Source organism: Leptolyngbya sp. NIES-2104, assembly GCF_001485215.1.
In the GTDB taxonomy this organism is placed as follows: Bacteria; Cyanobacteriota; Cyanobacteriia; order Leptolyngbyales; family Leptolyngbyaceae; genus Leptolyngbya.
Genome location: NZ_BBWW01000001.1, coordinates 3136665 through 3160087 on the forward strand (window position 1 = coordinate 3136665; position 23423 = coordinate 3160087).

Sequence of the window (23423 nt, forward strand, 5' to 3'; positions counted from 1 at the left end):
CTTTCAAACAAAAGTCCTCGATCGCGCAATCACGATCGAGGACTTTCAAACTATTGAGCGAACAATCTTAGCTTTCCCACTTCGCAGCAACGACTTCAGCTAAGTCAACGACTCGTTGAGAGTAGCCCCACTCGTTGTCATACCAAGCCACGACTTTCACCATGTCGCCGCCCATCACCATCGTTAGTGCCGCATCGATAATCGAGGATTCATCGGTTCCCGCGTGATCGCTCGACACCAAAGGCAGATCGCAATACTTCAGAATGCCTTTCAGCGAGGTTTCAGCAGCCTCTTTCAGAACGGCATTCACTTGCTCAGCGATCGTGCTTTTCTCCACGTTCACGACTAAATCCACAACCGAAACGTTTGGAGTCGGAACCCGCAATGCAATCCCGTTTAGCTTACCTGCTAATTCGGGAAGTACCAACGCAACCGCCTTCGCAGCACCCGTTGATGTCGGAACGATGTTAACCGCTGCTGCACGTGCGCGACGCAAATCCCGGTGGCTGGCATCGAGAATCCGCTGATCCCCGGTGTAGCTGTGAGTCGTCGTCATCGTACCTTTGACGATGCCAAAATTCTCGTGGATCACTTTCGCGACCGGAGCCAAGCAGTTCGTGGTACAGCTTGCATTACTAATAATGTGGTGCTTGTGATGGTCGTAATCCTCATGATTCACACCAACCACAAACGTACCATCTTCGTTCTTACCAGGCGCAGTGATCAGGACTTTCTTTGCACCTGCGTTCAAATGCTTGGTGGCTCCCTCTTTCGAGATAAACACACCCGTCGATTCGATAATCAGATCGATATCCCACGCTCCCCAGGGGAGATTTTCGGGATTGCGATCGGAGGTGCACTTGATCGTTTTACCGTTCACCGTGATCGTGTTTTCGTCCGCGCTCACTTCGCCAGCGAATTTACCCAGCATCGAGTCGTACTTGATCAAGTGGGCGTTCGTTCTTGGATCAGACGTGTCGTTGATTGCAACCAAATCGATCCCAGTCTTTTCCCGACCTGCCCAGCACCGCAAAAAGTTGCGTCCAATCCGTCCAAAGCCGTTGATCGCTACTCTAACCACTGCGTCTTGCCCTCTGAATATAAATACCTATTGATGAGTCACATCATACCGTAAAAGGCTCCTCACTTCTCATCAACAAATTTATTGGGATCAGCAAGCGCTGACAAATCGAGGGAGGTGCGATCGCGAATTCTGCCACTCCGAATTTCACTCCAAGGCAGGATGAAAAGAAGCGAAAAGACTTTTGTAACCGATTAGATTACTCTCTAGAGGTAGAGAGAGTGATAATCACGACTTCTACAAAATAGATGCCATTTCAAATTAGTTGTGGCAAAATCTGTAGCACTCTTATCGAAAAGAATGAAATTCCAGAGGTGATTTAGACAGCAAATTTAAGCAGCAATCCATGATAAGTTACTTGGTCTTGCAAACAACTTAAAGAGAGGTTCGATCGCTTTTCGCAAGTTTGAAAGGTGAAAAACGCGAGAAAGTGAACCTTTGCAGCAGTTTGAATTGCGGATTCTAGACGCGAATTAAAAAATCTGAATCTTGTCTGGAATCGGCAGGGATCAGCGTGTATCTAATTGATCAAGACGGATTCGATAGGAACTTTGCGATCGAGTTAGTTTCTCGATAGACTAAATTGCTTTCAATTCGTTTTAAAGCAACGTTTTCAAAAGTTAAATTGCCTATCAAAATGTTTCCGATTACCGTATCGGTAAAAAGAGATCCTTGATATGATAGCGCGTGACATTGGTGTGGTGTGTAAGGAGCAAAAATGCTGAGTTCAGTTGACTTCAGCGGCAGACCGTTTCATTTTATCGGTATCGGTGGAATTGGAATGTCAGCCCTAGCCTATGTGTTATTAGACCGTGAGCTACCCGTATCCGGTTCAGATTTGAAATCGAGCCATATTACGGAACGATTGCAAAGTTTGGGAGCCAAAATCTTTATCGGGCAAGATGCCGCAAATCTGGATCATTTTCGATCGCGTCCGGTTGCGGTTCAAACGGCGGCGGTCGGGTCGATCGCAACGCTGACTCCTCCCGCCACACACACTGCACTTTTGCCGCAAGTCGTCTGTTCTACCGCCATTAATTCGGCAAATCCCGAATATCGCGCTGCTCTAGAGCTAGGCTGTCCGATTTTTCATCGATCGGATATTCTCGCTGCACTGATTCAGGACTATAAAAGTATTGCTGTCGCTGGAACGCACGGAAAAACCACGACGAGCAGCCTGATCAGTTATATGCTGTACGGCGCGAATCTTGATCCAACTGTGATTGTGGGCGGAGAAGTGAAAGCGTGGCAAGGAAACGCCCGCATTGGTCACGGAGACTACCTCGTTGCTGAAGCCGATGAATCGGATGGGTCGCTCGTGAAGTTTGCGCCCTACATTGGGATTATTACAAATGCAGAGTTGGATCATCCCGATCATTACAGCAATTTAGATCAAGTTGTTGAAACGTTTCAAACATTTGCGAACCGCTGCAAAGTCACAATCGGATCAATTGATTGTGAAACGGTTCGCGATCGCATTCAGCCGACGATTACTTACAGTCTTGACTGGGCAACAAAAGCCGATTACACCGTTGATCAAATTCAGTACTGTGGCGATGGTACAACGGCGCGAGTTTGGGAACGGGGACAAGTCCTAGGACAGATTAAACTCGGAATTCTTGGACAACATAATCTAAGTAATGCACTTGCCGCGATCGCAGTGGGGCGGTTATTGGGGTTAGAGTTTGACATCATTGCGAAAGCGATCGCACCGTTCGAGGGTGCGCGTCGTCGTTTTGAGCATCGGGGTGACTACAACGGTATCCTTTTCATTGATGACTACGCACATCACCCGAGCGAACTGAAGGTGACGTTAGCCGCTGCACGATTGCAGGCAAGCAAACTCAATCCGCGTCGTCGGGTGGTCGCCATCTTCCAGCCGCATCGGTACAGCCGAACGCAGACTTTTTTAACGGAATTTGCGGAGTCGTTCGGGGACGCTGATGTAGTGATTCTCAGTGATATCTACAGCGCTGGTGAGCTGAATCCAGGAGACATTAGCGGACAGACCCTCGCCAACCTGGTCGCGAAACAGCATTCCAGTGTGCACTACCAACCATCACTGCAAGCAATGGGCGACTTTATCGCAAAAGTACTGACCCCAGGAGATCTTGTGATCTTCCTCGGTGCGGGTAATCTGAATCAGATTATTCCTGATGTCATGGCTTGTCAGCAAAGTCTTGAGAAAGCTGCATCCTAACTTTGTGCTCTAGTTTGTTGTGTTTTGTGCAATGGAGATCTGAACCCTATGAATTTGGTAATCGCGGTGACAGATCTCAGGTTGAAGCCATACCTGTAGAAACGTTATGACACTCTCTATTGATTCCCCGACTGTTCGTTCACCTGGCTCTGATTTATCTCGATCGATTCCTTCCACTTCGATCACTCAACCGATTCGGTCTAAGATACTCACGATTCCGATCGCTGGTACTGACGCTGTGTTAAAAGCTAATGTTCCTCTCGCTTCCTTGACTTCGTTCCGGGTGGGAGGTCCCGCAGAATGGTATGTCGCTCCCCGCACCCTCGAAGAATTGCAGGCGAGTTTGGAATGGGCGCACTCACAAGGCGTTTCGGTCACAATGTTGGGAGCCGGATCAAATCTGCTTGTCAGCGATGCCGGATTGCCAGGATTAGTGATTTCGACGAGACATTTAAGATTAACTGAATTCGATGATGCGACGGGACAAGTGACCGTCGGAGCGGGAGAACCGTTACCGCGACTTGCTTGGAAACTTGCCGATCGAGGATGGCAAGGCTTTGAATGGGCGGTGGGAATTCCCGGAACTGTTGGCGGTGCAGTCGTGATGAATGCAGGTGCCCATCAGAGCAGCATTTCAGACATTTTAGTAAAAGCAACGGTGTTGATGCTGGATGGCTCGATCGAGGTGCTCACGCCCGAAGATTTGCAATACACCTATCGTACTTCAGCGCTACAAGGCAGTTCGCGCTATGTGACTCATGCAACCTTCCAATTGCGACCGGGCGCAGATCCAACGGCTGTAAACACTGTGACCGCAAATCACAAACAACAGCGGCAGAATTCTCAGCCGTATCATTTACCGAGTTGCGGCAGCGTATTCCGCAATCCAGAAGCCTACAAAGCAGGTTGGCTGATCGAGCAAGTGGGATTAAAAGGGCATCAAATCGGAGGTGCTCAAGTGGCGCAACGTCACGCAAACTTTATCCTCAACTGCGGGAATGCCACAGCAACCGATATTTTCCAACTGATTCGACATGTACAGCAGCAGGTTCATCAGGAATGGTCGTTGCTGTTAGAACCGGAAGTGAAGATGCTGGGTGAGTTCTAATTAGGTTTGGTAGGTTGGGCATCCTGCCTGACCTTACCTCATACAGGAGAATCATTTGCCTCTCGCCTTCGTTCCCATTACCCCTGATTGCGACGCTCTTTGATTTGGGCTGCAATCTCTGCAACCGTCAAATTATCCTGCCACTGATGTCGATCGATTGTGTAATCACCCTTGCCCGAATCAAATTGGCTCAGAAACCTCACCATTCCAACATAACCAAGCTCTTTGTGCAGTGCGGCTAAACCTTGTCGTCTAAGTTCTATCGGGGTCATTGTCAAAGTCTCCTTGTACTGTTTTAATAAACCACGCGGCAGGATTTTCTACCACCACGATAATTGTTTTCTGGTATCGGAACGCTCTTCTTAATAATCGATCATCTGTCGATAAAAAAACATCAGCTTGAGCACTCTCAGCACAGGCAAGATGAATCGAATCAAACCCCTGAAACCCCAAGTTTTGCAGATATTCCCCCCGACTGATAACGCTGTCATCCACCGTAATATTTGAGCGTGCCATTCGCAATGCTCTCTCGATTCTCTGCCTTCGTTCTTCATCAACAATCTGAGCGACCTCGGTTTCAACCATCTCGCTAATGATGAGTTCCCATTGTCCAGTTTCGCAGTTTTCCAAAATTGCCAGAACAGCTTCGGTTTCGACTCGAATTCGCGGTTGTGTTTGGTCGTCAAATGGACGATTAAAGCAGCAAACGTCTAAATATATGCGAAACATAAGGGGCTACCCATGATTGAATTCACCGTCACTAATTATTAAGCGTCTGAGTATTATCACTGGGTAAGGAGTCTGTTCATGTTGTAACGATTCATTCCTCAAATTGCAGGTGAATATTATTTTCGCTTGGGTTGAAGCTTGGGGTAGGGAAATCCCTATGCGATCGCTTGTTTCCCAAATGCGTCGAATTTCCATCGCGGTGTCATAATGAAGCTGTTTGATTGTCGGATTCGGCAATCTTATTCCACTCTTAACTGATTTAAAACGTTATGTCACAAGGACAGGGATTTGGCTTCGGGCTTGGCAAAATGCGCGAACTCACCGATGCCATCAAGAAAGCGCAACAGGTTCAAGAAGGCGCAAAACGGCTTCAAGAAGAACTCGAACAGATGCAGATTGTCGGTGAGTCCGGCGGCGGGCTGGTGAAGGTGACGATGAGTGGAAATCAAGAGCCGCTAAAGGTCGAGATTTCGCCGGATGCACTGAAAGAAGATGCTGAAACGCTGTCTGATCTGGTGTTGGCTGCAACCCGGAGCGCTTACGAAACTTCAACCGCAACGATGCGCGAGAAGATGGAAGACCTCACAGGTGGCTTGAATTTACCTGGATTGGGTTAAGCGCTGTCAATATCGATCGAGCCGAGCTACGACCTCATAGCTCGGTTTTTCAATTTGCACTGATCACGATCGCTGTCCCTTTTACCACGGCAGGCAGACTCTCCAAGATTTGGGGCACTAAGGGCTGTAGGTCTGCTAATCGATTCGACGGTGCAGCTAGGACGACGATCGCGATCTCGAATTGAGCTAGATTTTGCTGAGATGGCAAATTGCGATCGACCGTGATAAACACATCGAATTCTGTGGCAGCCAGCGACAAGAGTTGCCCGTTTTTAATGCCTGCTCAGCCCATTTGAGGAACTGTTTTCACTTCGTGATCGCTCAATCCTCTGGCAAGTTTTCGATCGATACATTCATCAATCAGAATTTTCATGCAGCCCGATCCGCGATGCTGCTTCCGATTTCTTCGAGCAGTTTGATCACTTGCTGACGGCTGACGGTTGGAAATCCGTCGAGAAAGTCATCGATCGACTCTCCTGCTTTCAAATAATCTAAAAAGGTTTGGACTGGAACTCTTGTCCCTGCAAAAACTGGAGTTCCGCTCATAATTTCAGGAGAAACGCTAATGGTTGATGAGGTTCCAATCATTCGATTTCCGCTCCACAATTGCATATTCACATCTTACAGGGTAGGGCGGGAGCGTGAAAGCCCACTGGCTTTTAGTTGTGGAATGAAACGCGACACGGGCACTTAAAAGTGCCGTCCGTTTCTGGTACAGTTGTCTTGTCAAGGTGAAACTCCTTTGCCATCGTGAAAATTCTGCTGAAACAGTGCAGCACTTTGAGGCATAAAGTTTAGGGGCAACGTGGTCGCGAACACACGATAAACAGCGAGGCGATTCAAACGAACGCGAAAACTAAACAGCATTTGAGTACCGTGGGACACACGGGAATTCATGCCTGGAAAGCGATCTTTTAGTGGGTAACTAGATATCAAGTGATCTTCTAGCAGGCTCGGATCGGACATGGTGTGTAAGACCTTTGAAGGACTTGTCTAGAAGAGGCAACGGCAGTTCAGGAACCAACTGCGGTTGCGTGGGGAATCCCATGTGCTTCAGCCGTGGGAGGATGTCAATCGCTACTCTATACGTGCATGAATTTGAAGTAGAAACTGATGGCTTACCGCTTATTGTTTGTGTGTTTGGGAAATATTTGTCGATCGCCGTCTGCCGAAAATATTATGAATCACTTGATTCGACAGGCAGGATTGGAAAATGAAATTATTTGTGATTCTGCTGGCACGTCGAGTTATCACATTGGCAGTCCGCCCGATCGCAGAATGACCGCAGCGGCGAAATTACGCGGAATTGAATTAGTCGGACGGGCGCGACAGTTTGAGCGATCGGATTTTGAGGAATTCGATCTGATTCTGGCGATGGATCACGAGAATTATGAGGCGATTTGTTCGATCGATCCAGCGGGCACTTATCAAGAAAAAGTGCAATTGATGTGTAACTTCTGTACTCAGCATCAATTGAGAGAAGTGCCAGATCCTTACTATGGTGGCACAGAAGGCTTTAACGTTGTGATCAATTTATTACTCGATGCTTGTCAAGGATTGCTCGATCACATTATTCAGGAACAGAATTTAACACCGTCTTCCGCACAATCGAATCGATGATCGTGATAGACTGAAATAACACAATTCCGAGCGGTTTACCGGGAATAAATGCTTACGGCAGCTTGAGATCGTTCAAGCGCCGCATTGTTGTCTTTACACGATCGCAGCAGTCACTTAGTTCAATGGTTATTTCTTCTACTCCCATCGTCCGCAAACCCTCCAAAGTTGAAGGCATCAAAGAGCGCAGTAATTTCCTGCGTGAACCTGTTGCTTCAGAATTGCGGCTTGATACGAACGCATTCAGCGATGACGGCATTCAGCTCATCAAATTTCACGGCTCTTATCAGCAAGACAATCGCGATAATCGCGTCAAAGGTCAAGAAAAAGACTATTCGATGATGCTGAGAACGCGATCGCCGGGTGGATTCGTGCCGCCGGAATTATATTTAACGATCGATCGCTTATCCGACGAGTACGGCAATCACACGATTCGCGTCACAACCCGTCAAGCGTTTCAGCTTCACGGCGTATTGAAAAAGAATTTAAAAGCGACAATTAGCGCGATCGTCAAAAGCATGGGATCAACCCTAAGCGCTTGTGGTGATGTCAATCGAAATGTGATGTCTCCGCCTGCACCGTTTAGAAATCGCCCTGAATACGAATACGCTCGAAAATATGCGAATAACATCGCGGACTTGTTAACGCCACAGTCGGGAGCCTATTACGAAGTTTGGCTCGATGGTGAGAAAGCGGTAACAGGTGAAGAAGATCCAGAGGTGGTCGCAGCCCGGAAGCGCAATATTAACGGCTCGAACATTGAAGATTCACCAGAGCCGATTTACGGAACGTACTATCTGCCGCGTAAGTTCAAGATTGGGGTGACGGTTCCGGGAGATAACTCGATCGATTTGTTCTCTCAAGATGTTTCGCTGGTCGTGTTAACAAACAATCAGGGTGAACTCGAAGGCTTTAACGTCTATGCCGGCGGCGGACTCGGACGCACCCACGGGAAAGAAGAAACCTTCCCACGATTGGCAGATCCGCTCGGGTATGTGGATAAAGCGGACGTGTACGATGTCGTCAAAGCGATCGTGGCAACGCAGCGCGATTACGGTGATCGATCTGACCGCAGACATTCGCGGATGAAATATCTCGTCGAAGCATGGGGCGTTGAGAAGTTCCGCGCCAAAGTTGAGGAATATTTCGGAAAAGCGATCGAGCCATCCCGATCGTTGCCCGAATTCAAGTTCCTGAACTATTTAGGCTGGAATGCACAAGGAGACGGCAAACTGTTCTACGGCATTTCGATCCAAAATGGTCGAATCAAAGACGAGAGCGGTTTTAGACTCAAGACAGTACTGCGGAAGATTGTGAGCAAATACAATCTCCCCATGTTGCTGACTCCGAGCCAGAACGTTCTGCTTTACGACATCAAGCCAGAAGACAGACAGCGCATCAATCGACTGCTGCGCGAACATGGAATCGAGCGTCCGGACAAAGTTGATCCATTAGTTCGGGATTCGATGGCTTGTCCTGCGTTGCCGACTTGTGGACTAGCGACCGCAGAATCTGAGCGAGTGAGCTTACCTGTCTTGACTCGAATTCGGTTACTGCTCGATAAAGTGGGCTTGCCCAATGAATCATTTATCGTGCGGATGACGGGATGCCCGAATGGATGTGCGCGTCCGTATTTGGCGGAGTTAGCATTTGTGGGAAATGGTCCGAATACTTATCAAGTTTGGATGGGTGCGGCTCCGAATCAAACTCGATTAGCGAAAGTGTTTATCGAGAAGATGAACATGGATGATTTGGAAACGGTGTTCGAGCCAGTGTTTATCTTGTTCAAGAAAGAGCGAAAACCGGGTGAGAGTTTTGGGGATTTCTGCGATCGCTTCGGTCTCGATCGAATCCACGAATTCACTGAGGTATAAACTAGAGGGGCGTGAACAGCGCCCTTTTTTATTGAGTTTATGTTATCAACTTCAATTCGATTGCAGTTAGAGCCAGGGGAACGGGTGACACTTCAGCCTGTTTCGTGGCAGCGATTTGAGGAAATTTTAGGAGAATTAGGCGATCGAAGATTGTCGCGAATTGCGTATGCGGATCAAACGTTAGAAATTATGGCTCCACTGCCGGAACATGAGCGATCGAAAGTCTTCATCGCGGATTTAGTTAAACTCTTGCTCAAGGCTCAGAAACGACGTTGGGAACCGCTTGGATCAACGACGTTCAAACGTGAGGAAATGTCAGCAGGCATCGAACCAGATGATTGTTTTTACATTCAGAACTATCAAGCGGTGATTGGCAAAGATCGGATCGATTTAACGGTTGATCCGCCGCCAGATTTAGCGATCGAAACTGATGTCACTTCTAAAACCGAATTGTTCGCTTATCAAGCGTTAGGTGTTCCTGAACTTTGGATTTACACAAAAGGGAAATTAAAAATCAATGTTCTGGAGGCTGGAGAATATCGAGAAGTTTCAGTCAGCCCAACTTTTCCAAGTTTTGCTGTGATTGATCTGATTCCTCAGTTTATGCAACGTGCGAAAATTGTAGGTGTGAGTCAGGCACTTGAGGAATTTGAATTAGCGGTTTGCTCTTAGGAGATTAGAGTTATGAGTGTTATTATTTCTGATGATATTCTTCAGGCTGCACAGATTTCTGAGTCAGAGTTAAAGCGCGAGATTGCAATCTTACTATTTCAGCAGAAGAAGCTCAACCTTGGGAAAGCGCGAGAACTATCGGGACTTTCGCTAATTGAATTTCAGCAAGAATTAGCAGGTCGAGGAATCGATCTCTACAATGATGTCGCAGGCTTTCAGGGGGAGATAGAGAACTTGAAAGCTTGGGGTGATTTGTGATGATCGTCTGTGATACTTCTCTGCACTGTATCAGGCAATTCTGACCGCTGCTCAGGAGTAGAAACTATGTCACAACTACAACGATTAGTGATTGCTGAATCGCAGGGACAAGGCTCGATCGTCTCTTTGTCTTCAGAACAACAGCATTACCTTCAGCGAGTTTTGAGATTGAAAAAGGGCGATCGCTTTATCGCCCTTGATGGCAAAGGACAAACCTGGATTGCGATCCTCGAATCCGATCAAGCAACACTAATCGAATCGCTACAAGCATCGTCAGAGTTATCAGTCTCAATTACGTTAATGTTAGCGCTACCGAAAACGGGATTTGATGATGTCGTGCGGCAGGTGACAGAATTGGGAGTTGCTTGTATTGCGCCTGTGATGAGCGATCGTACTTTACTCAATCCGAGCGGGAATAAGCTCGATCGCTGGCGCAGAATTGTCCAGGAAGCCGCAGAACAATCCGAACGCCAAATCGTGCCAACGATTCTAGAACCGATGCCTTTTAAGGTTGCATTAGAAGAGTTAAAAGCTGATTCTCATTACATTTGTGCAGAGCGGAGTTCATCACAGCATTTATTGAACTGCGAGTTTGGAAATTCGGTGATTGTTGCGATCGGACCTGAAGGCGGATGGACAACCGGGGAAATTGAAAGCGCGATCGCACATCACTATCAGCCTGTCACACTTGGAAAACGGATTTTAAGAGCGGTTACGGCTCCGATCGCTGCGATTTCGCTCATTGCTGGACTGGTAGAAAGTCGCGCTGAGAGTGAAACCTAAAAAGGCAGATTTTCGTGTGGGATTATGTCACTGGATCAGATTGCGGCAGCCTTCGATCGCCAAGATTACAACCTAGCGGCACGATTGTTGAAAGAGTTTCTTCAAGCCTCGCCTCAGAACCCTTGGGGACATTTGTACAAAGCGAGACTGTACGAAGTGTCTGAGAATTTTGAGGGCGCGACCACACTCTATCAGCAGCTTCTAAAGTCTGTGACGCATCCTAAGATTGTGTCTCATGCTCGACAAGGACTTCAGAGAATTGCAACGAAAACTCAGGCACTCAGACAACAAGCGATCGAGCAAGCGAAATCTGCACCAGAGAACATTGAACCGGGCTTATTAATTCTCGAAGCAATTCCCCCTGAAACTCGGACTCAAGCAGCAAAAGACTTTGCTCGAATTTTCAATTTAGATGTGTATACGGCGCGATTGCAGCTACCGAATCGAGGCTGGAAAGTGTATCGATTAGGCGCGATCGGGGAACTAAACTTTTACCAGCAACAACTTAGAGCGGCAAACATTCCAGCATTCTGCACGACTGAATCTGCACTCAAGGAAATTCCAGTGTTTGAAGTGCTGTATTTTCTCGACTATGCGCCGCAAGCTGTCGTCGTTTGTCATAACGAAACCGGACAGCTTGGATCACTGACGTTTAATTGGTCAGAAGTTTTGCACAGAGTTGAAGGACAGTTACCGATCTTCGAGCGTGTGTTGAATGGTTCACTTAGAAAAATTGAGCGACAGCGCAAAGAGGAAACCTTAGATTATGTGCAAGTTTGTGATCTGCATTTGCCAAAGAGACGTTGCATTTTGCGATCGTGCGATTGGCGGTACCACTTTGACCAAGGAATTGGATTTGGTGCGATGGGGGATGCCACGATCGAGCTTGATCAATCGATCAATCGACTGCACTGGAATAGTTTGCTGAACTTTCTAAATGAGCAGATTTCTGAACAGCCAACGTGGTCAGACTTTGCCGTATTTGCAGAAACCGCGATCGAGTTTCCATTATTGCTCGATCGAATTCCCGCACATCTCGAAGCTTATGACTCTTCATTGTGGGGTTCAGCGTTCCATCTCTACAGTAGTCTTGCTTTTAACCGCGATTCTGCATAATTTCGATCCGCTGTTCGGGCGCAGTTTGCTTTAATTCTGTGGGTTGAATCACTGTTGCATCAACATCAGACCCCCACTCTTTCTGCAAAGCTTGGAGGAGTAGATCTTGCTGATGTCGCAGTTCGAGAATATCTGTACCGCGATTAATGATGGCAAACCAGACTAAACCGCGATCGCGAGTCGGAACAACGCCAGCTAGTGCACTCACTTGATTTAAGGTTCCAGTTTTAATCACAGAGTGTTTTGGAATGGTACGATTTTCCATTGTTCCGTCGAGATCAACTCCGGAGGTTGGGAAAAAATCAGCGATCGATAAGTTCAACGGGTGCATCATTCGCTCGATCGCAGCAAACATCGCACAAGCTGCATGAGGTGATATTCGATTGTCTGTTCCGAGTCCAGATCCGTTTACTAACCGCAATTCATCAGGTGAAATATTCGCAGCTTGAGAAGCTTTTTCAATCACAGTCTTTGCACCTCCCAGATTGTCCGCTAACAGTTGTGACATCTCATTCTGACTGTGAACATTGAGATACTTGAGCAATTGAACTAAGGGAAGCGATCGGTATTTCAATAAAACTTGTGTTGGATTCGCTGATCCAGTCTGCACATTGCCTTTTATTTCGATCGTCGGGCGGATCATTTCCTTAGCACCGAACTCATCTCGAATCTCCTCATCCCAAATTTTAGAGTTCAAAGCTTTTTTCAGAAGTTCACCGGATTTAGCGGCTTCATCTCGAAAGCTCATCATAAAGCTTTCGGTGATGATTAGATTGCCTGAAACGCGCTTAATTCCTTGTTTTTGAAGCGCGTTACCAATTGCGATCGCATCCTCCCACCCAAACAATGGATCACCGCCGCCTTGAATAATCAAATCGCCTTGAAGTGTGCCATTCTCGATCGTGCCTGTTGCACTAATCAGCGTCTCAAACTGATGATTCGCGCCCCAAGTTTGCAGTGATGCGAGTGAGGTTGCAATTTTTGTCAAAGAAGCCGCAGGAACCGGAGTTGTACCCCGATTGCTGAATAGCAAATTCGCTCCAGATTGCAGCCAGATTCCTTGTTCGTCAGATTTTAGACCTTGAGAATTGAGGAATTTGAGATAGTCTTTGACAAGCTTTTCTGCTGTTGGATCGTTCGATCGCCAAAAAGGAGTTTGAACCGTTGTGTGAGCGATCATTTCACTCGGATCAAACGAAGTGGGTAATCCGGCAAGTTTGAGCCACCCTGACACTAATCCTGCACTCAACAGATCCAGCAAATCCCTTCCTCCTGTACGGTAAAAGAGTATCGTTCAACAACTGACTATGGCAAAGCCTGATCCGAATCGAATTTTACGACTTTTACCGATCGCTGTCGGCATTCTCGGCGGAAGTTTGTTATTCACCAATCGAATTCTCACCCCTGATCTGACCAATTCTCAAGCGCGATCCGATGTGATGGGCGTGATTTTGAGCGCGATTCTGATTCTGACGGGCTTAATCTGGCAGCAAATTCAACCCCGAACCCCGGATAGTGTCGAGTTGATTGGCGACGAAGGTTTTGAGCTTGATCCAGATTTGCCAGAAGCGGTAAAAACTGAGTTAGCTTGGGTGTCCCATATTTTGCTGACGAATACCGTTACGCGATCGCTAATCGTCTACTATCGCGGTAGAGTTCTTCTCCGTCGCGGCATTCTCAGCCCAAACAAAGAAGTGAAACTAGGCGCAATCTTGCAGCGAGTTCTCGATAAGCAAAAACCAATTTATCTAGTCGCGTTGAATGTTTACCCTGGAAAGATTGAGTTCGACTATCTGCCTGAAAATACTCAAGGCGTGATTTGTCAGCCGATCGGGAAAGATGGCGTTCTGATTTTAGGAGCGAATGCGCCTCGGAGTTATACGCGGCAGGACGAAAACTGGGTAAGTGCGATCGCAGAAAAACTCGATAATACGCTTAGCCAGCTATAGAGATTGCAAGCATCGTCGCTTAATTTCTCTCTAGCTGTGAGCGCTGCAAAATAAAACGACAAGTTGTAGCATAGTGAGATTACTTGGATTTAGTAATTATGCCATCTGCCAAGCCTCACCCGCTCCAGCGATTGTTTAACTACGATCGCGTTTATCGTTCTCAAGCTCTCCGTGCCAGCGTCTATTCAGTTCTCAACAAAGTCTTTGATCTCGCGCCGCCTTACTTAATCGGGATTGCGGTTGATATTGTGGTGAGTCGCGATCGCTCTTGGATTGCTGCACTCGGAATCACCGATCTCATCGGACAACTGACATTCATTTCATTCCTGACGCTGTTGATTTGGGGATTGGAATCGGTATTTGAATATTTCTACGATCGACAATGGCGAAATCTGGCTCAAAATATGCAGCATGATTTGCGGTTGGATGCCTACCAGCATTTACAAGAATTAGAGCTGAGCTTTTTTGAAACTGAAACTACAGGTAATCTACTTGCCATTCTCAATGATGATATTAATCAGCTTGAAAGATTTCTCGATAGTGGTGCAAATCAGATTTTGCAGTTTCTCACCACGGTATTGTTAGTAGGTGGAACATTTATTGCATTTGCACCTTCGGTTTCGTGGCTGGCACTGTTGCCGATTCCATTTATTTTGTGGGGATCGATCGTGTTTCAGAATCGATTGGCTCCACGATATGCGGATGTCAGACAGAAATCAGGATTGATTAGCGCAAGATTGGCGAATAACTTGTCGGGGATTGCGACGATTAAGAGTTTTACGGCGGAAGACTATGAACTCGATCGAGTCGGTGTAGAGAGTGGAGCGTATCGATCGAGTAATCGAAAAGCGATCGATCTTTCTGCGGCATTCGTTCCCTTGATTCGATTTGTGATTTTGATTGGATTTACGGCAACCTTGTTTCTCGGTGGAATTGAAGCTGCAAATGGTCGCCTTTCAGTCGGAACTTATGGCTTCATGGTGTTTATTATTCAGCGGTTGTTGTGGCCCTTTACAACATTGGGACAAACGCTAGATCAGTATCAAAGAGCAATGGCATCGATCAATCGCGTGATGAATCTCTTAGATACCCCGATCGAGATTCCAACCGGAAACCGATTGCTTCCCACACATCAAGTCAAAGGTGATGTGGACATTCAGAACATTACCTTTGCCTATCGCGATCGCACTCCTGCACTTAAAGAGCTATCGCTGCACATCCCTGCCGGACAAACGATCGGAATTGTAGGGGCAACAGGCTCAGGAAAAAGTACCTTAGTCAAACTGTTGCTTAGATTCTACGAGATTCAGCAAGGTCAGATTCTGATTGATGGCATTGATATTCGAGAATTGCAATTACGTGACCTACGACGTTGTATCGGTTGGGTCAGTCAGGAAGTGTTCCTATTTCATGGAACCGTTGCAGAGAACATCGCTTACGGCAGTTTCGATGCTAGTCGAGCAGAAGTCATTCAAGCGGCGAAACTTGCAGAAGCTCACGAATTTATTGCACAGTTGCCACAAGGCTATGACACGATCGTGGGTGAACGCGGTCAGAAACTATCTGGCGGACAAAGACAACGACTCGCGATCGCAAGAGCAATCCTTAAAGATCCGCCTATCTTGATTCTCGATGAAGCAACCTCTGCGGTGGATAACGAAACTGAAGCAGCCATTCAGCGATCGCTTGAAACCATCACACAGCACCGAACCACGATCGCGATCGCGCATCGGCTTTCAACAATCAGACAAGCTCACTGTATCTATGTGATGGAATACGGTCGCATTGTTGAGCAAGGAACTCATGAAGAGCTACTTGAACTCGATCGAGTGTATGCAGGACTGTGGCGGGTTCAATCGGGAATTCGAGCTTGAACAGGTCGGAGCTTCTCAATCTCAGGTTTTAGTTTGGATAGGTCAACAAAGCGATCGCACACATTGATCAAGCTATCACTGGTCATGGTCGGTAAGCTCACCACTTCGATTTGTACACCCCGGTAGGCAACGTGATCGACTGCATAAGTTAAATCACCTGTACCACTAAGCAGCACGATTCTGTCACAGTGCTGTGAGAGTGTGAGCATATCGACTGCCATTTCAATGTTCAAATCTGCTTTTCTAGAGCCGTCTGGATGTTGGATCAGGTCTTTAGCAACGACTCGATAGCCGTTGTGACGCATCCAAAGCAGAAATCGCTGTTGTTTTTCATTGGTGCGATCGACTCCGGTATAAAAGTAAGCTCGAACCAGCAATCGACCTTTGGTTAAACAATGCAATAAGCGGGTATAGTCAATTTCTAATCCAAGCTGCATTGCTGCGTAGAACAGATTTGCACCATCGATCAAAACGACGACTCGTTCTGGAGCTTCAGATAAGGGAGCTTGTATAGAAGGTGAATGGGTAGACGGAGACGATTGGGTCGATCGTGAAATTAATTGCATCGGAACCGCTCCTAGGAAAAATAGGGGTTAACGCTGCATTAAGAACCATAAAAGGTGACTTCGGTTGCCGCAAAGTGACCTGCAAACGGTAGAGTGATCTTGTAGAGATTCTAATCGTTCTCATAATTCTTAACACTTTCTTTAGATTTAACCTGATTTTTCTCTTCTTTGCTAAACGAAATCTGACAAAATACACAAAACTTAGCATTCTTAATCTTTCTTCATACTAGAGGCACTCGCAGCAATCCTGTTTCTCTAGAGAGACGAGAAGGATTTTAAGATAGCGGTAGGATTTGCAGGACTGTTTCTGAGGATAGATCCTTGCAGCGAGAACTTTTGCAAACCGAGATGATGCTAGAGAATGCGGAAATTGCGGTCGTGATTCGTCCCGATCTGGGAGCACGCATCGATCGCTTACTCGATAAACGCACTGGGCATGATTGGATCTGGCATCCTTCACACTATGATTCGACGCAGACCAGATCGATCGCGATCGGGGAATCGTTCGATCGACATTGGACAGGGGGCTGGGACGAAATCTTTCCGAATGATGCCGCTGGTGAGTTCCAAGGGCGGCAATTAGTCGATCATGGGGAATTCTGGTCGCAGGCTTGGAACATCCTGGAGCAAGGGGAATCTAGCCTCCGATTAGGCTTAACTTGCCAAACGGTTCCAGTGAACGTGGAAAAGACCATCCGCATCGAAGGTTCTCAAGTCGATGTGAATTATCAATTTCAGAATCTTTCAGAGCAATCGGTTTCATTTTTGTTCAAACAACACGCCGCGATCGCAATCGAAGCCGGAGATGAAATCATTCTCCCTGACTGCGACATTGAACCTGTGGTGCTCGATTTCAGTCGCATCATCGGACAGCCTGGAAAGACCAAGTTTCCAACTGCGATCGACAAAAATGGTGAAGTGGTTTACCTCAATCGAACTCCAGAGCGATCGTCACAGCTTCAAGAGTTCTACTACAGTTCTGGACTCGCGATCGGGCAATGTGGCGTGAGAAATCCGCGATCGCGCTCCACTCTGATGATGAACTTTAATCTAATTGATTTTCCGTATGTTTGGATGTTCCAGAGCTACGGCGGCTGGAATGACTACTATGTATTGGTAATGGAACCTTGTACAACCATGCCGTATGATTTAGAAATTGCAGAGCGTAACGGCACGATCGCAACTCTAGAACCATTCCAGATTCAGTATCGTCAACTGAAAGTGAAGCTCGATCGAGATTGAATAGAGCACAGAGAAGAAAATCGGGAATGAATACAACACATTCCCGACTCCCCATTTCTTAGTGCGTGTCGTCGTGGGCGAAGCGGTTGTAGAGGAAGTCTAACGCTTCGTTTCGCAGATCATAATAGAGCGGATCTTCCATCACTTGAGCACGATCGCGAGGACGAGCAAACGGAATCGTGAGAATTTCACCGATCGTTGCTTCGGGTCCGTTCGTCATCATCACTAAGCGATCGGCAAGGAACAACGCTTCGTCAATGTCGTGTGTCACCATCAACACCGTACAACCGTGATCCAAGCAGATTTTCGCCAGTTCTTCCTGCAATTCCTCTTTGGTAATCGCGTCCAATGCTCCGAACGGTTCATCGAGCACCAGCACTTCAGGACGCAGCGACAAGGCACGAGCGATCGCCACGCGCTGTCTCATCCCACCCGATAACTGAGGCGGCTTTTTCTGAGCGGCTTCCGAAAGTCCCACCATCGCTAGGTGTTCATTCACGATCGCGCTTTTATCAGCGTGCGACTTCTGCGGAAACACAGAATCGATCGCCAAATAAACGTTCTCGAATGCAGTGAGCCAGGGCAGAAGTGCATAGTTTTGGAACACCATCATGCGATCGGGACCCGGCTTTTCAACCAGCTTTCCTCTCAGTTTCACTTCGCCTTCAGTCGGAGTCACGAAGCCTGAAACCGTGTTCAGCATCGTGGACTTGCCGCAGCCAGAGTGACCGATCACGCAGATAAATTCACCTTGTTGGACTTCCAGGTTGATCTCTTTGATGATCGTTTGAGGACCGCTGCGGGTGTTGTAAACTTTAACAACGTTTTCCAGCGTTAGGAACGGTTGAGCTAAGGATGACCGCACAGCATTGACGGTCGCGGTTTGTTGTGTGTTCATTGCAATGGGGAGATTCATAGTGGTAAGACTCTGAGGTTAGGAATTGACAGCGAAACTAGAGTCAATTCGGGGCATTTTTGTAGATGCCCCAATTCAAACTAAGCAACAGATCGAGCGGGTCGCAGATTGATTTCTGCCATCGTGTAGTCGCGCTTGATCGCCAAACTGTTGAGATAAGCGATCGGATCTTCAGAGTTGAACGGAACACCGTCGAACAATTCAATCTTGTTCCGGGCGTAGCTCAGTTCTGCTAGACCTAACTCACGTGCAGCGGTACTAAAGACATCCACACGGCAAGTTTTTTCTAACACTTCTACCCAGTTGCGCGGCAGAGGAATGTCTCCCCAACGCGCCATTTGCGTCATAATCCAAAGCTGCTCAGTCCGGCTCGGACGGTTTGCGCCTTCCCCAAAGAATAAGTGATGTGCCGGATCAGAGACTCCCAACCCAAGTTGAATATATTCTACCTGAGTCCCGACATATTCCTTACGTGCCAGAATCTGACGAATTTCGGTCGTGTTCGCAGGATCTGCACAATAGCGGCAAGCTTCGAGCAGCGCTTTTACCAGTGCAATGTGAGTGTTCGGATATTTCGCTGCCCACTCTTCGCGCACACCGAGAATTTTACCGACGTGACCACGCCAGATGTCGATGTCTGATGCGATCGTGGTTCCGACTCCTTCACGCTCTGCGCGCAGATTCCAAGGATCACCGACGCAGAATCCATCGATCGTGCCTGCTTTCAAGTCCACCACCATCTGAGCGGGCGGAATGATTTGCAGATGCACATCATGATCGGGGTCAATTCCACCTGCTGCTAACCAGTACCGCAGCAGCATATTGTGCATCGAGGACGGGTGAACCACGCCGAAGCGGTGCGGATTTTCAGGAGAGCGATCCACCATTGCTTTAAAGTCTTCCAAGGTGTTGATGCCTTGTTCTTTGAAGCGTCGATCGAGCGTAATTCCGTTGCCGTTGCGGGTCATCGTGAGCGAAGTCACAACGGCAGGATTGTCATTCCGCTCGTTGCCACCCAGCGTAATCCAAAGCGGCATTCCAGCAGGCATTTGAGCCGCATCGAGATAACCAGCAGTCATGCCGTCTACAATCCCACGCCAGCTTGTTTCACGAGCGAGAGACACTTCATCCAAACCATGCTTGGTGAAGAAGCCTTTCTCTTTTGCTACTGCCAACGGAGCACAAGCGGTGAGCGGCACAAATCCGATTTCGAGATTGACTTTCTCTAAACCATGACGGGCAACCGTTGCGACTTTCTGCGCTCGAATCTTCTTCACGCGCTTTTGCTGGTTCAAGAAGTAGATCAGTTCACTGCGTAAGCTGTAGTAGCTAGGGTGCTTCACCACTTCCATCCGGCGACGCGGGCGAGGAATGTCCACATCGAGGATGTTGCCGATTTTGGACCCTGGACCATTTGTGAGCATCACGATCCGATCGCTAAGCAACACAGCCTCATCCACATCGTGAGTCACCATCACCGCTGTGACTTGATTTTCCTCACAAATTTTGATCAACTGCTCTTGCAGGTTCCCTCTAGTCAACGCATCCAACGCACCGAACGGCTCATCGAGCAGTAACAGTTTCGGTTGAATTGCCAAACCACGAGCGATCGAGACCCGTTGCTTCATCCCCCCAGAAATTTCGTGAGGATACTTGTCGATCGCGTGTCCGAGTCCGACTAACTTGATGTATTTCTCGGTGAGTTCATTGCGCTCTGCTTGGGGTTTCTCGGTCAAAACTTCATCGACTGCCAAACCCACGTTCTCACGCACCGTTAACCAGGGTAAGAGCGAATAGTTTTGAAACACCACCATGCGATCGGGACCGGGTTGTTTCACCACTAATCCTTCGAGCGTCACAATCCCACCTGTCGGATTGTCTAAGCCTGCAATCATATTGAGCAGCGTAGACTTGCCGCAACCAGAGTGACCAATCAGAGAAATGAATTCGCCTTTCTTGATTTGTAAATCGATGCCTTTGAGTGCCAGGTACTCGTCCCCGCCAGGAAGCGGGAAGGACTTTTCAACCTGTTCGACTGAAACGAAACTCGTCATGTGCTTGTCCTCCCTCTAGTAATTACTGTTTAACGATGAGGGACTGAATCCAGCCCACGAAGCGATCAAGCAACAAACCGACTGCACCGATGTAGAACAATGCCAGAATCACTTCACTGATGTAGTTGTTCTGATACGCTTCCCAGATGAAGAAACCGATTCCTACAATCCCCGACATCACGATTTCTGCTGCGATAATTGCCAACCATGCAAGACCGATCGAGATTCTCATTCCGGTAAAGATGTAAGGCAGTGCAGACGGCAGCAAAATTTTGAAGAAGTATTTTTTCGGTGAGATTTGCAGTACTTTTGCAACGTTGTTGTAGTCCTGAGGAATTTCTTTCACACCCACAGCGGTGTTAATCAAGATGGGCCAAATCGCAGTAATGAAAATCACGAACAGTGCCGCAGGTTCGTTCTTCTGCAACGCTGCCAGCGAGATCGGCACCCATGCCAACGGCGGAACAGTACGCAAGAACATGAACAGCGGATCGAGCGCTTTTGAGATGAGCGGCTTGGTTCCGACTAGAATTCCGAGCGCGATTCCAACAATGGCTGCTGCGGTATAGCTAATTGCCACCCGTTGCAGCGATGCCCAGGTTTGCCAGAAAATCCCTTTATCGGTGCCCCCGCGATCGAAGAACGGATAGAACAATAGTTCACGTGTCCGTTCGTCTGTCCACAAGCTCGACGGCGGTGGCAACAGAATCACTTTCGAGGCAGAGAGCAATTCCCAAACGATCAAGAAAATTGCGATCGCGATCAAGGGAGGCGCGAGTTCTTTACCTAGCTTTGATAAATTGATTCCACCGAATCCAGGTCTGCTTTTACCCAACGTAGCTGTCATGTCGATTCTCCTTACTGCAATGTGAGACTGTGATTCACGCTGTTCCTAGTCGCGACTAGGCTTTCAAACTCTTGAACTTCAAACTATCGAGGTAAGCTTGGGGCTTGGTCGGGTCGAACTCCGCACCATCAAAGAACTTCTCAACACCACGAGTGGTCTGCTGCGGAATGTCAGACTGTGCCAAACCTAATTCTTGAGCGGCTTCTCGCCAGAACTTCTCGCCATTCACTTCGTTGACAATGCGATCGGCTTCACCCAATGCACCTTGCGGCAAGAATCCCCAGCGCACGCTTTCGGTCAGGAACCATAAATCGTGGCTCTTGTACGGATAAGAAACGCTACCTCTGCCGTCTTTCCAGTACTTGACTGCGAGTTCTGGATTGTTCTCTGTCCGCTTGGTATCGCCGAGTTGGTATTCGCCCGCATAAGGACCGCGCAGGAAATTCGGCGGAACATTGAAGTACTTACGCTGAGCCAAAATGCGCGAGAGTTCTTCTTTGTTCTCTGCCTTGTCGCACCATTGCTGAGCTTCCATGACTGCCTTAAGCACTGCTTTGGTGGCTTTTGGATTCTTCTCAATCCACTCTCGACGAACCGCGAGGTATTCTTCAGGGTGATATTGCCAAACTTGAGCCGTTAATACAGCCAAGAATCCAACACCATCTCGCACAATCCGATAGGGCCAAGGATCGCCAGTACTAAAAGCGTCCATTGTTCCGGTCTTCATGTTGGCAACTGTTTGCGCCGATGGTACCGCCATCAAGTTAATTTCAGTGTTGGGGTCAACTCCATTTGCTGCCATCCAGTACCGAATCCAGAAATCTTGGTTCGCCTTCGGGAACGTGTAAGCGGCTCTGAATGGGATTCCTCGCTGCTTTAGTTCGCGAATGTAATCTGCTGCTCCAGATTTAGCAAGGTTTAACTCAAAGCCTTTCCCAGTGTGGGTGTTTGCGACCGCAACCCCGTTTCCATGAGTGCAGAGTTGTGCTAAGACAACCATCGGAATCTTACGGTTTCCTTTGGTAATGAGACCTTCACTCAACAAATGCGGCATCGGCATTTGCCATTGTCCACCGTCAATCCCACCGTTTGCGGAACCTAATTCTGCATTATCGCGAGCGGCTCCCCAAGAGGGCTGCTTGGAGATTTCTACATCGCTCATGCCATGGCGAGCAAAGAATCCTTTCTCTTTGGCAATAATCAAAGGTGCAGATTCAGCGATCGCAATGTAGCCGAGTTTGATCCGAGCGGTTTCGGGTAGTTCGGCAGGCGAAAGCGAAAGTGCTTGGGCTTTTGGGGATAGATCGGACGGGGAAGGCGGGTTAATTGCACAGCCTTTCAGTGTGACGGCTCCTGCTGCTGCACTAGCCGTCCACAAAAACTTTCGGCGCGTCAAGAAGTTGAATTCGGTCATGTCGAGTCTCCAAGGATAGCAAGGCTTCTCCCGCAGCAAATCGAATGATTTGGGGGAGTTTCACAGAAGCAGTTAGCTCGTCACAAATTGACTTGAAATCGTTGTTTCAGCTTCTCTCTTTGTTGATTAAACAAATTTGAAATGGCTGAATCTTTGAGTGATTAACGGTCAGTAAGAACGAACCACGCTTGCGTATTTTTATGAGAAAATATCTGTCTTTTTGAACGCTGTAGAAACGATTGAGTCGAATCAATGGTTTCTATTTGTCCGGGCAACCATACGGTTGAATGTATTAAATTCAACTGTTGGATTGAAATAAGATTATCGTCTTTAGGAACGCCCGTCTACTAAAAAAGCGACTCGAACTAAAGGAATTCTAAATTCAAACAATAAGAAATTTAACTGCATTCAAATCGTATCTTGGTTTGGTATCGAGTTGAATAAATAGTCGTCTTAAATTTCGCCGTTTTTTCGGGAGTTTTCTAATGATTAAATCGACCAAAGTA

24 protein-coding genes are annotated in these 23423 nt (G+C 47.6%); 12 read left to right on the plus strand and 12 right to left on the minus strand.

Annotated elements, in window-relative coordinates:
* Positions 1–67 precede the first annotated feature (67 nt).
* The gene (locus NIES2104_RS14810) at positions 68–1081 is read right to left on the minus strand and encodes a type I glyceraldehyde-3-phosphate dehydrogenase (RefSeq protein WP_058998966.1); all 1014 of its coding nucleotides are present in this window, start codon (positions 1079–1081) and stop codon (positions 68–70) included.
* Between the two features lie 718 nt (positions 1082–1799).
* On the opposite strand from NIES2104_RS14810, the gene murC reads away from it, so the two are divergent.
* Together murC and murB are read left to right on the plus strand one after the other, a co-directional pair.
* Complete coding sequence (murC, locus tag NIES2104_RS14815; RefSeq protein WP_058998968.1) at positions 1800–3281, plus strand: UDP-N-acetylmuramate--L-alanine ligase; 1482 nt, start codon at positions 1800–1802, stop codon at positions 3279–3281.
* 106 nt (positions 3282–3387) lie between these two features.
* Entirely contained in the window at positions 3388–4389 is a 1002-nt protein-coding gene (murB, locus tag NIES2104_RS14820) for a UDP-N-acetylmuramate dehydrogenase (RefSeq protein WP_058998970.1), read from the plus strand.
* A 77-nt stretch (positions 4390–4466) separates the two neighbouring features.
* Here murB and NIES2104_RS14825 read toward each other — a convergent pair whose 3' ends face one another.
* On the minus strand, positions 4467–4661 hold the full coding sequence (locus NIES2104_RS14825) for a hypothetical protein (protein WP_058998972.1): 195 nt from the start codon (positions 4659–4661) through the stop codon (positions 4467–4469).
* Positions 4642–5118, minus strand: coding sequence for a type II toxin-antitoxin system VapC family toxin (locus NIES2104_RS14830; protein ID WP_058998974.1), 477 nt, complete (start codon positions 5116–5118; stop codon positions 4642–4644). Before NIES2104_RS14830 ends, NIES2104_RS14825 begins: the two co-directional genes overlap by 20 nt.
* Positions 5119–5387: 269 nt before the next feature.
* On the opposite strand from NIES2104_RS14830, the gene NIES2104_RS14835 reads away from it, so the two are divergent.
* Positions 5388–5735 (plus strand): YbaB/EbfC family nucleoid-associated protein, encoded by a 348-nt coding sequence (locus NIES2104_RS14835; RefSeq protein WP_058998976.1) that lies wholly within the window; start codon positions 5388–5390, stop codon positions 5733–5735.
* Positions 5736–5784: 49 nt separating this feature from the next.
* Here the strand turns inward: NIES2104_RS14835 and NIES2104_RS33455 are convergent, their stop codons facing one another.
* The 3 genes from NIES2104_RS33455 to NIES2104_RS32400 all read right to left on the minus strand — a co-directional run bounded on the left by NIES2104_RS33455 (position 5785) and on the right by NIES2104_RS32400 (position 6620).
* Positions 5785–5994, minus strand: coding sequence for a hypothetical protein (locus NIES2104_RS33455; RefSeq protein ID WP_263970963.1), 210 nt, complete (start codon positions 5992–5994; stop codon positions 5785–5787).
* A gap of 110 nt (positions 5995–6104) precedes the next feature.
* Positions 6105–6323 (minus strand): DUF433 domain-containing protein, encoded by a 219-nt coding sequence (locus NIES2104_RS14845; protein ID WP_059001754.1) that lies wholly within the window; start codon positions 6321–6323, stop codon positions 6105–6107.
* A gap of 138 nt (positions 6324–6461) precedes the next feature.
* Positions 6462–6620, minus strand: a complete 159-nt coding sequence (locus NIES2104_RS32400) for a hypothetical protein (RefSeq protein WP_192843590.1) — start codon at positions 6618–6620, stop codon at positions 6462–6464.
* Between the two features lie 228 nt (positions 6621–6848).
* Between NIES2104_RS32400 and NIES2104_RS14850 the strand changes: the two genes are divergently transcribed.
* From NIES2104_RS14850 to NIES2104_RS14875, 6 genes are all read left to right on the plus strand, one after another.
* Complete coding sequence (locus tag NIES2104_RS14850) at positions 6849–7355, plus strand: low molecular weight protein-tyrosine-phosphatase (protein WP_058998979.1); 507 nt, start codon at positions 6849–6851, stop codon at positions 7353–7355.
* A gap of 122 nt (positions 7356–7477) precedes the next feature.
* Entirely contained in the window at positions 7478–9226 is a 1749-nt protein-coding gene (gene sir, locus NIES2104_RS14855; protein WP_058998980.1) for a sulfite reductase, ferredoxin dependent, read from the plus strand.
* Positions 9227–9265: 39 nt separating this feature from the next.
* Positions 9266–9898 carry a Uma2 family endonuclease gene (locus NIES2104_RS14860; RefSeq protein ID WP_058998982.1) on the plus strand — a complete coding sequence of 211 codons (633 nt, stop codon included), beginning with the start codon at positions 9266–9268 and terminating at the stop codon, positions 9896–9898.
* Positions 9899–9910: 12 nt separating this feature from the next.
* Positions 9911–10156 (plus strand): UPF0175 family protein, encoded by a 246-nt coding sequence (locus tag NIES2104_RS14865; RefSeq protein WP_058998983.1) that lies wholly within the window; start codon positions 9911–9913, stop codon positions 10154–10156.
* A 66-nt stretch (positions 10157–10222) separates the two neighbouring features.
* Positions 10223–10939: a 16S rRNA (uracil(1498)-N(3))-methyltransferase gene (locus NIES2104_RS14870; RefSeq protein WP_058998985.1), complete on the plus strand. Its 717-nt coding sequence runs from the start codon at positions 10223–10225 to the stop codon at positions 10937–10939.
* Between the two features lie 24 nt (positions 10940–10963).
* Positions 10964–12055 carry a tetratricopeptide repeat protein gene (locus NIES2104_RS14875; RefSeq protein ID WP_058998987.1) on the plus strand — a complete coding sequence of 364 codons (1092 nt, stop codon included), beginning with the start codon at positions 10964–10966 and terminating at the stop codon, positions 12053–12055.
* Here the strand turns inward: NIES2104_RS14875 and NIES2104_RS14880 are convergent.
* Positions 12036–13316, minus strand: a complete 1281-nt coding sequence (locus NIES2104_RS14880; protein ID WP_225895245.1) for a D-alanyl-D-alanine carboxypeptidase — start codon at positions 13314–13316, stop codon at positions 12036–12038. The two genes, NIES2104_RS14875 and NIES2104_RS14880, sit on opposite strands and share 20 nt — an antisense overlap.
* Positions 13317–13362: 46 nt before the next feature.
* Between NIES2104_RS14880 and NIES2104_RS14885 the strand changes: the two genes are divergently transcribed.
* Together NIES2104_RS14885 and NIES2104_RS14890 are read left to right on the plus strand one after the other, a co-directional pair.
* Complete coding sequence (locus NIES2104_RS14885; RefSeq protein ID WP_058998989.1) at positions 13363–14004, plus strand: cofactor assembly of complex C subunit B; 642 nt, start codon at positions 13363–13365, stop codon at positions 14002–14004.
* Between the two features lie 98 nt (positions 14005–14102).
* Positions 14103–15878: an ABC transporter ATP-binding protein gene (locus NIES2104_RS14890; protein ID WP_058998991.1), complete on the plus strand. Its 1776-nt coding sequence runs from the start codon at positions 14103–14105 to the stop codon at positions 15876–15878.
* On the opposite strand, the gene NIES2104_RS14895 is transcribed toward NIES2104_RS14890, so the two are convergent.
* Positions 15857–16444: an NYN domain-containing protein gene (locus NIES2104_RS14895; protein WP_058998993.1), complete on the minus strand. Its 588-nt coding sequence runs from the start codon at positions 16442–16444 to the stop codon at positions 15857–15859. The two genes, NIES2104_RS14890 and NIES2104_RS14895, sit on opposite strands and share 22 nt — an antisense overlap.
* 321 nt (positions 16445–16765) lie before the next feature.
* Here NIES2104_RS14895 and NIES2104_RS14900 point away from each other — a divergent pair, with 321 nt between their 5' ends.
* Positions 16766–17686, plus strand: coding sequence for an alpha-amylase/4-alpha-glucanotransferase domain-containing protein (locus tag NIES2104_RS14900; RefSeq protein WP_058998995.1), 921 nt, complete (start codon positions 16766–16768; stop codon positions 17684–17686).
* 58 nt (positions 17687–17744) lie between these two features.
* Here the strand turns inward: NIES2104_RS14900 and NIES2104_RS14905 are convergent, their stop codons facing one another.
* The 4 genes from NIES2104_RS14905 to NIES2104_RS14920 all read right to left on the minus strand — a co-directional run bounded on the left by NIES2104_RS14905 (position 17745) and on the right by NIES2104_RS14920 (position 22917).
* The gene (locus tag NIES2104_RS14905; RefSeq protein WP_339375132.1) at positions 17745–18602 is read right to left on the minus strand and encodes a nitrate ABC transporter ATP-binding protein; all 858 of its coding nucleotides are present in this window, start codon (positions 18600–18602) and stop codon (positions 17745–17747) included.
* Between the two features lie 80 nt (positions 18603–18682).
* Entirely contained in the window at positions 18683–20656 is a 1974-nt protein-coding gene (locus NIES2104_RS14910) for a nitrate ABC transporter ATP-binding protein (protein WP_058998997.1), read from the minus strand.
* Between the two features lie 22 nt (positions 20657–20678).
* Positions 20679–21503, minus strand: coding sequence for a nitrate ABC transporter permease (ntrB, locus tag NIES2104_RS14915; protein ID WP_082690000.1), 825 nt, complete (start codon positions 21501–21503; stop codon positions 20679–20681).
* Between the two features lie 55 nt (positions 21504–21558).
* On the minus strand, positions 21559–22917 hold the full coding sequence (locus tag NIES2104_RS14920) for a CmpA/NrtA family ABC transporter substrate-binding protein (protein WP_058998999.1): 1359 nt from the start codon (positions 22915–22917) through the stop codon (positions 21559–21561).
* Positions 22918–23423 lie beyond the last annotated feature (506 nt).

Bases quoted from the DNA above. Each gene is read 5' to 3' on its own strand.
- NIES2104_RS14845 (WP_059001754.1), bottom strand. From the start codon at position 6,323: ATGATTGGAACCTCATCAACCATTAGCGTTTCTCCTGAAATTATGAGC.
- NIES2104_RS14830 (WP_058998974.1), bottom strand. From the start codon at position 5,118: ATGTTTCGCATATATTTAGACGTTTGCTGCTTTAATCGTCCATTTGAC.
- NIES2104_RS14825 (WP_058998972.1), bottom strand. From the start codon at position 4,661: ATGACCCCGATAGAACTTAGACGACAAGGTTTAGCCGCACTGCACAAA.
- NIES2104_RS14885 (WP_058998989.1), top strand. From the start codon at position 13,363: ATGGCAAAGCCTGATCCGAATCGAATTTTACGACTTTTACCGATCGCT.
- ntrB (WP_082690000.1), bottom strand. From the start codon at position 21,503: ATGACAGCTACGTTGGGTAAAAGCAGACCTGGATTCGGTGGAATCAAT.
- NIES2104_RS14910 (WP_058998997.1), bottom strand. From the start codon at position 20,656: ATGACGAGTTTCGTTTCAGTCGAACAGGTTGAAAAGTCCTTCCCGCTT.
- NIES2104_RS14865 (WP_058998983.1), top strand. From the start codon at position 9,911: ATGAGTGTTATTATTTCTGATGATATTCTTCAGGCTGCACAGATTTCT.
- NIES2104_RS14895 (WP_058998993.1), bottom strand. From the start codon at position 16,444: ATGCAATTAATTTCACGATCGACCCAATCGTCTCCGTCTACCCATTCA.
- sir (WP_058998980.1), top strand. From the start codon at position 7,478: ATGGTTATTTCTTCTACTCCCATCGTCCGCAAACCCTCCAAAGTTGAA.
- NIES2104_RS14890 (WP_058998991.1), top strand. From the start codon at position 14,103: ATGCCATCTGCCAAGCCTCACCCGCTCCAGCGATTGTTTAACTACGAT.
- NIES2104_RS14920 (WP_058998999.1), bottom strand. From the start codon at position 22,917: ATGACCGAATTCAACTTCTTGACGCGCCGAAAGTTTTTGTGGACGGCT.
- NIES2104_RS14850 (WP_058998979.1), top strand. From the start codon at position 6,849: ATGGCTTACCGCTTATTGTTTGTGTGTTTGGGAAATATTTGTCGATCG.
- murC (WP_058998968.1), top strand. From the start codon at position 1,800: ATGCTGAGTTCAGTTGACTTCAGCGGCAGACCGTTTCATTTTATCGGT.
- NIES2104_RS14905 (WP_339375132.1), bottom strand. From the start codon at position 18,602: ATGAATCTCCCCATTGCAATGAACACACAACAAACCGCGACCGTCAAT.
- NIES2104_RS14860 (WP_058998982.1), top strand. From the start codon at position 9,266: ATGTTATCAACTTCAATTCGATTGCAGTTAGAGCCAGGGGAACGGGTG.
- NIES2104_RS14870 (WP_058998985.1), top strand. From the start codon at position 10,223: ATGTCACAACTACAACGATTAGTGATTGCTGAATCGCAGGGACAAGGC.
- NIES2104_RS14835 (WP_058998976.1), top strand. From the start codon at position 5,388: ATGTCACAAGGACAGGGATTTGGCTTCGGGCTTGGCAAAATGCGCGAA.
- murB (WP_058998970.1), top strand. From the start codon at position 3,388: ATGACACTCTCTATTGATTCCCCGACTGTTCGTTCACCTGGCTCTGAT.
- NIES2104_RS14875 (WP_058998987.1), top strand. From the start codon at position 10,964: ATGTCACTGGATCAGATTGCGGCAGCCTTCGATCGCCAAGATTACAAC.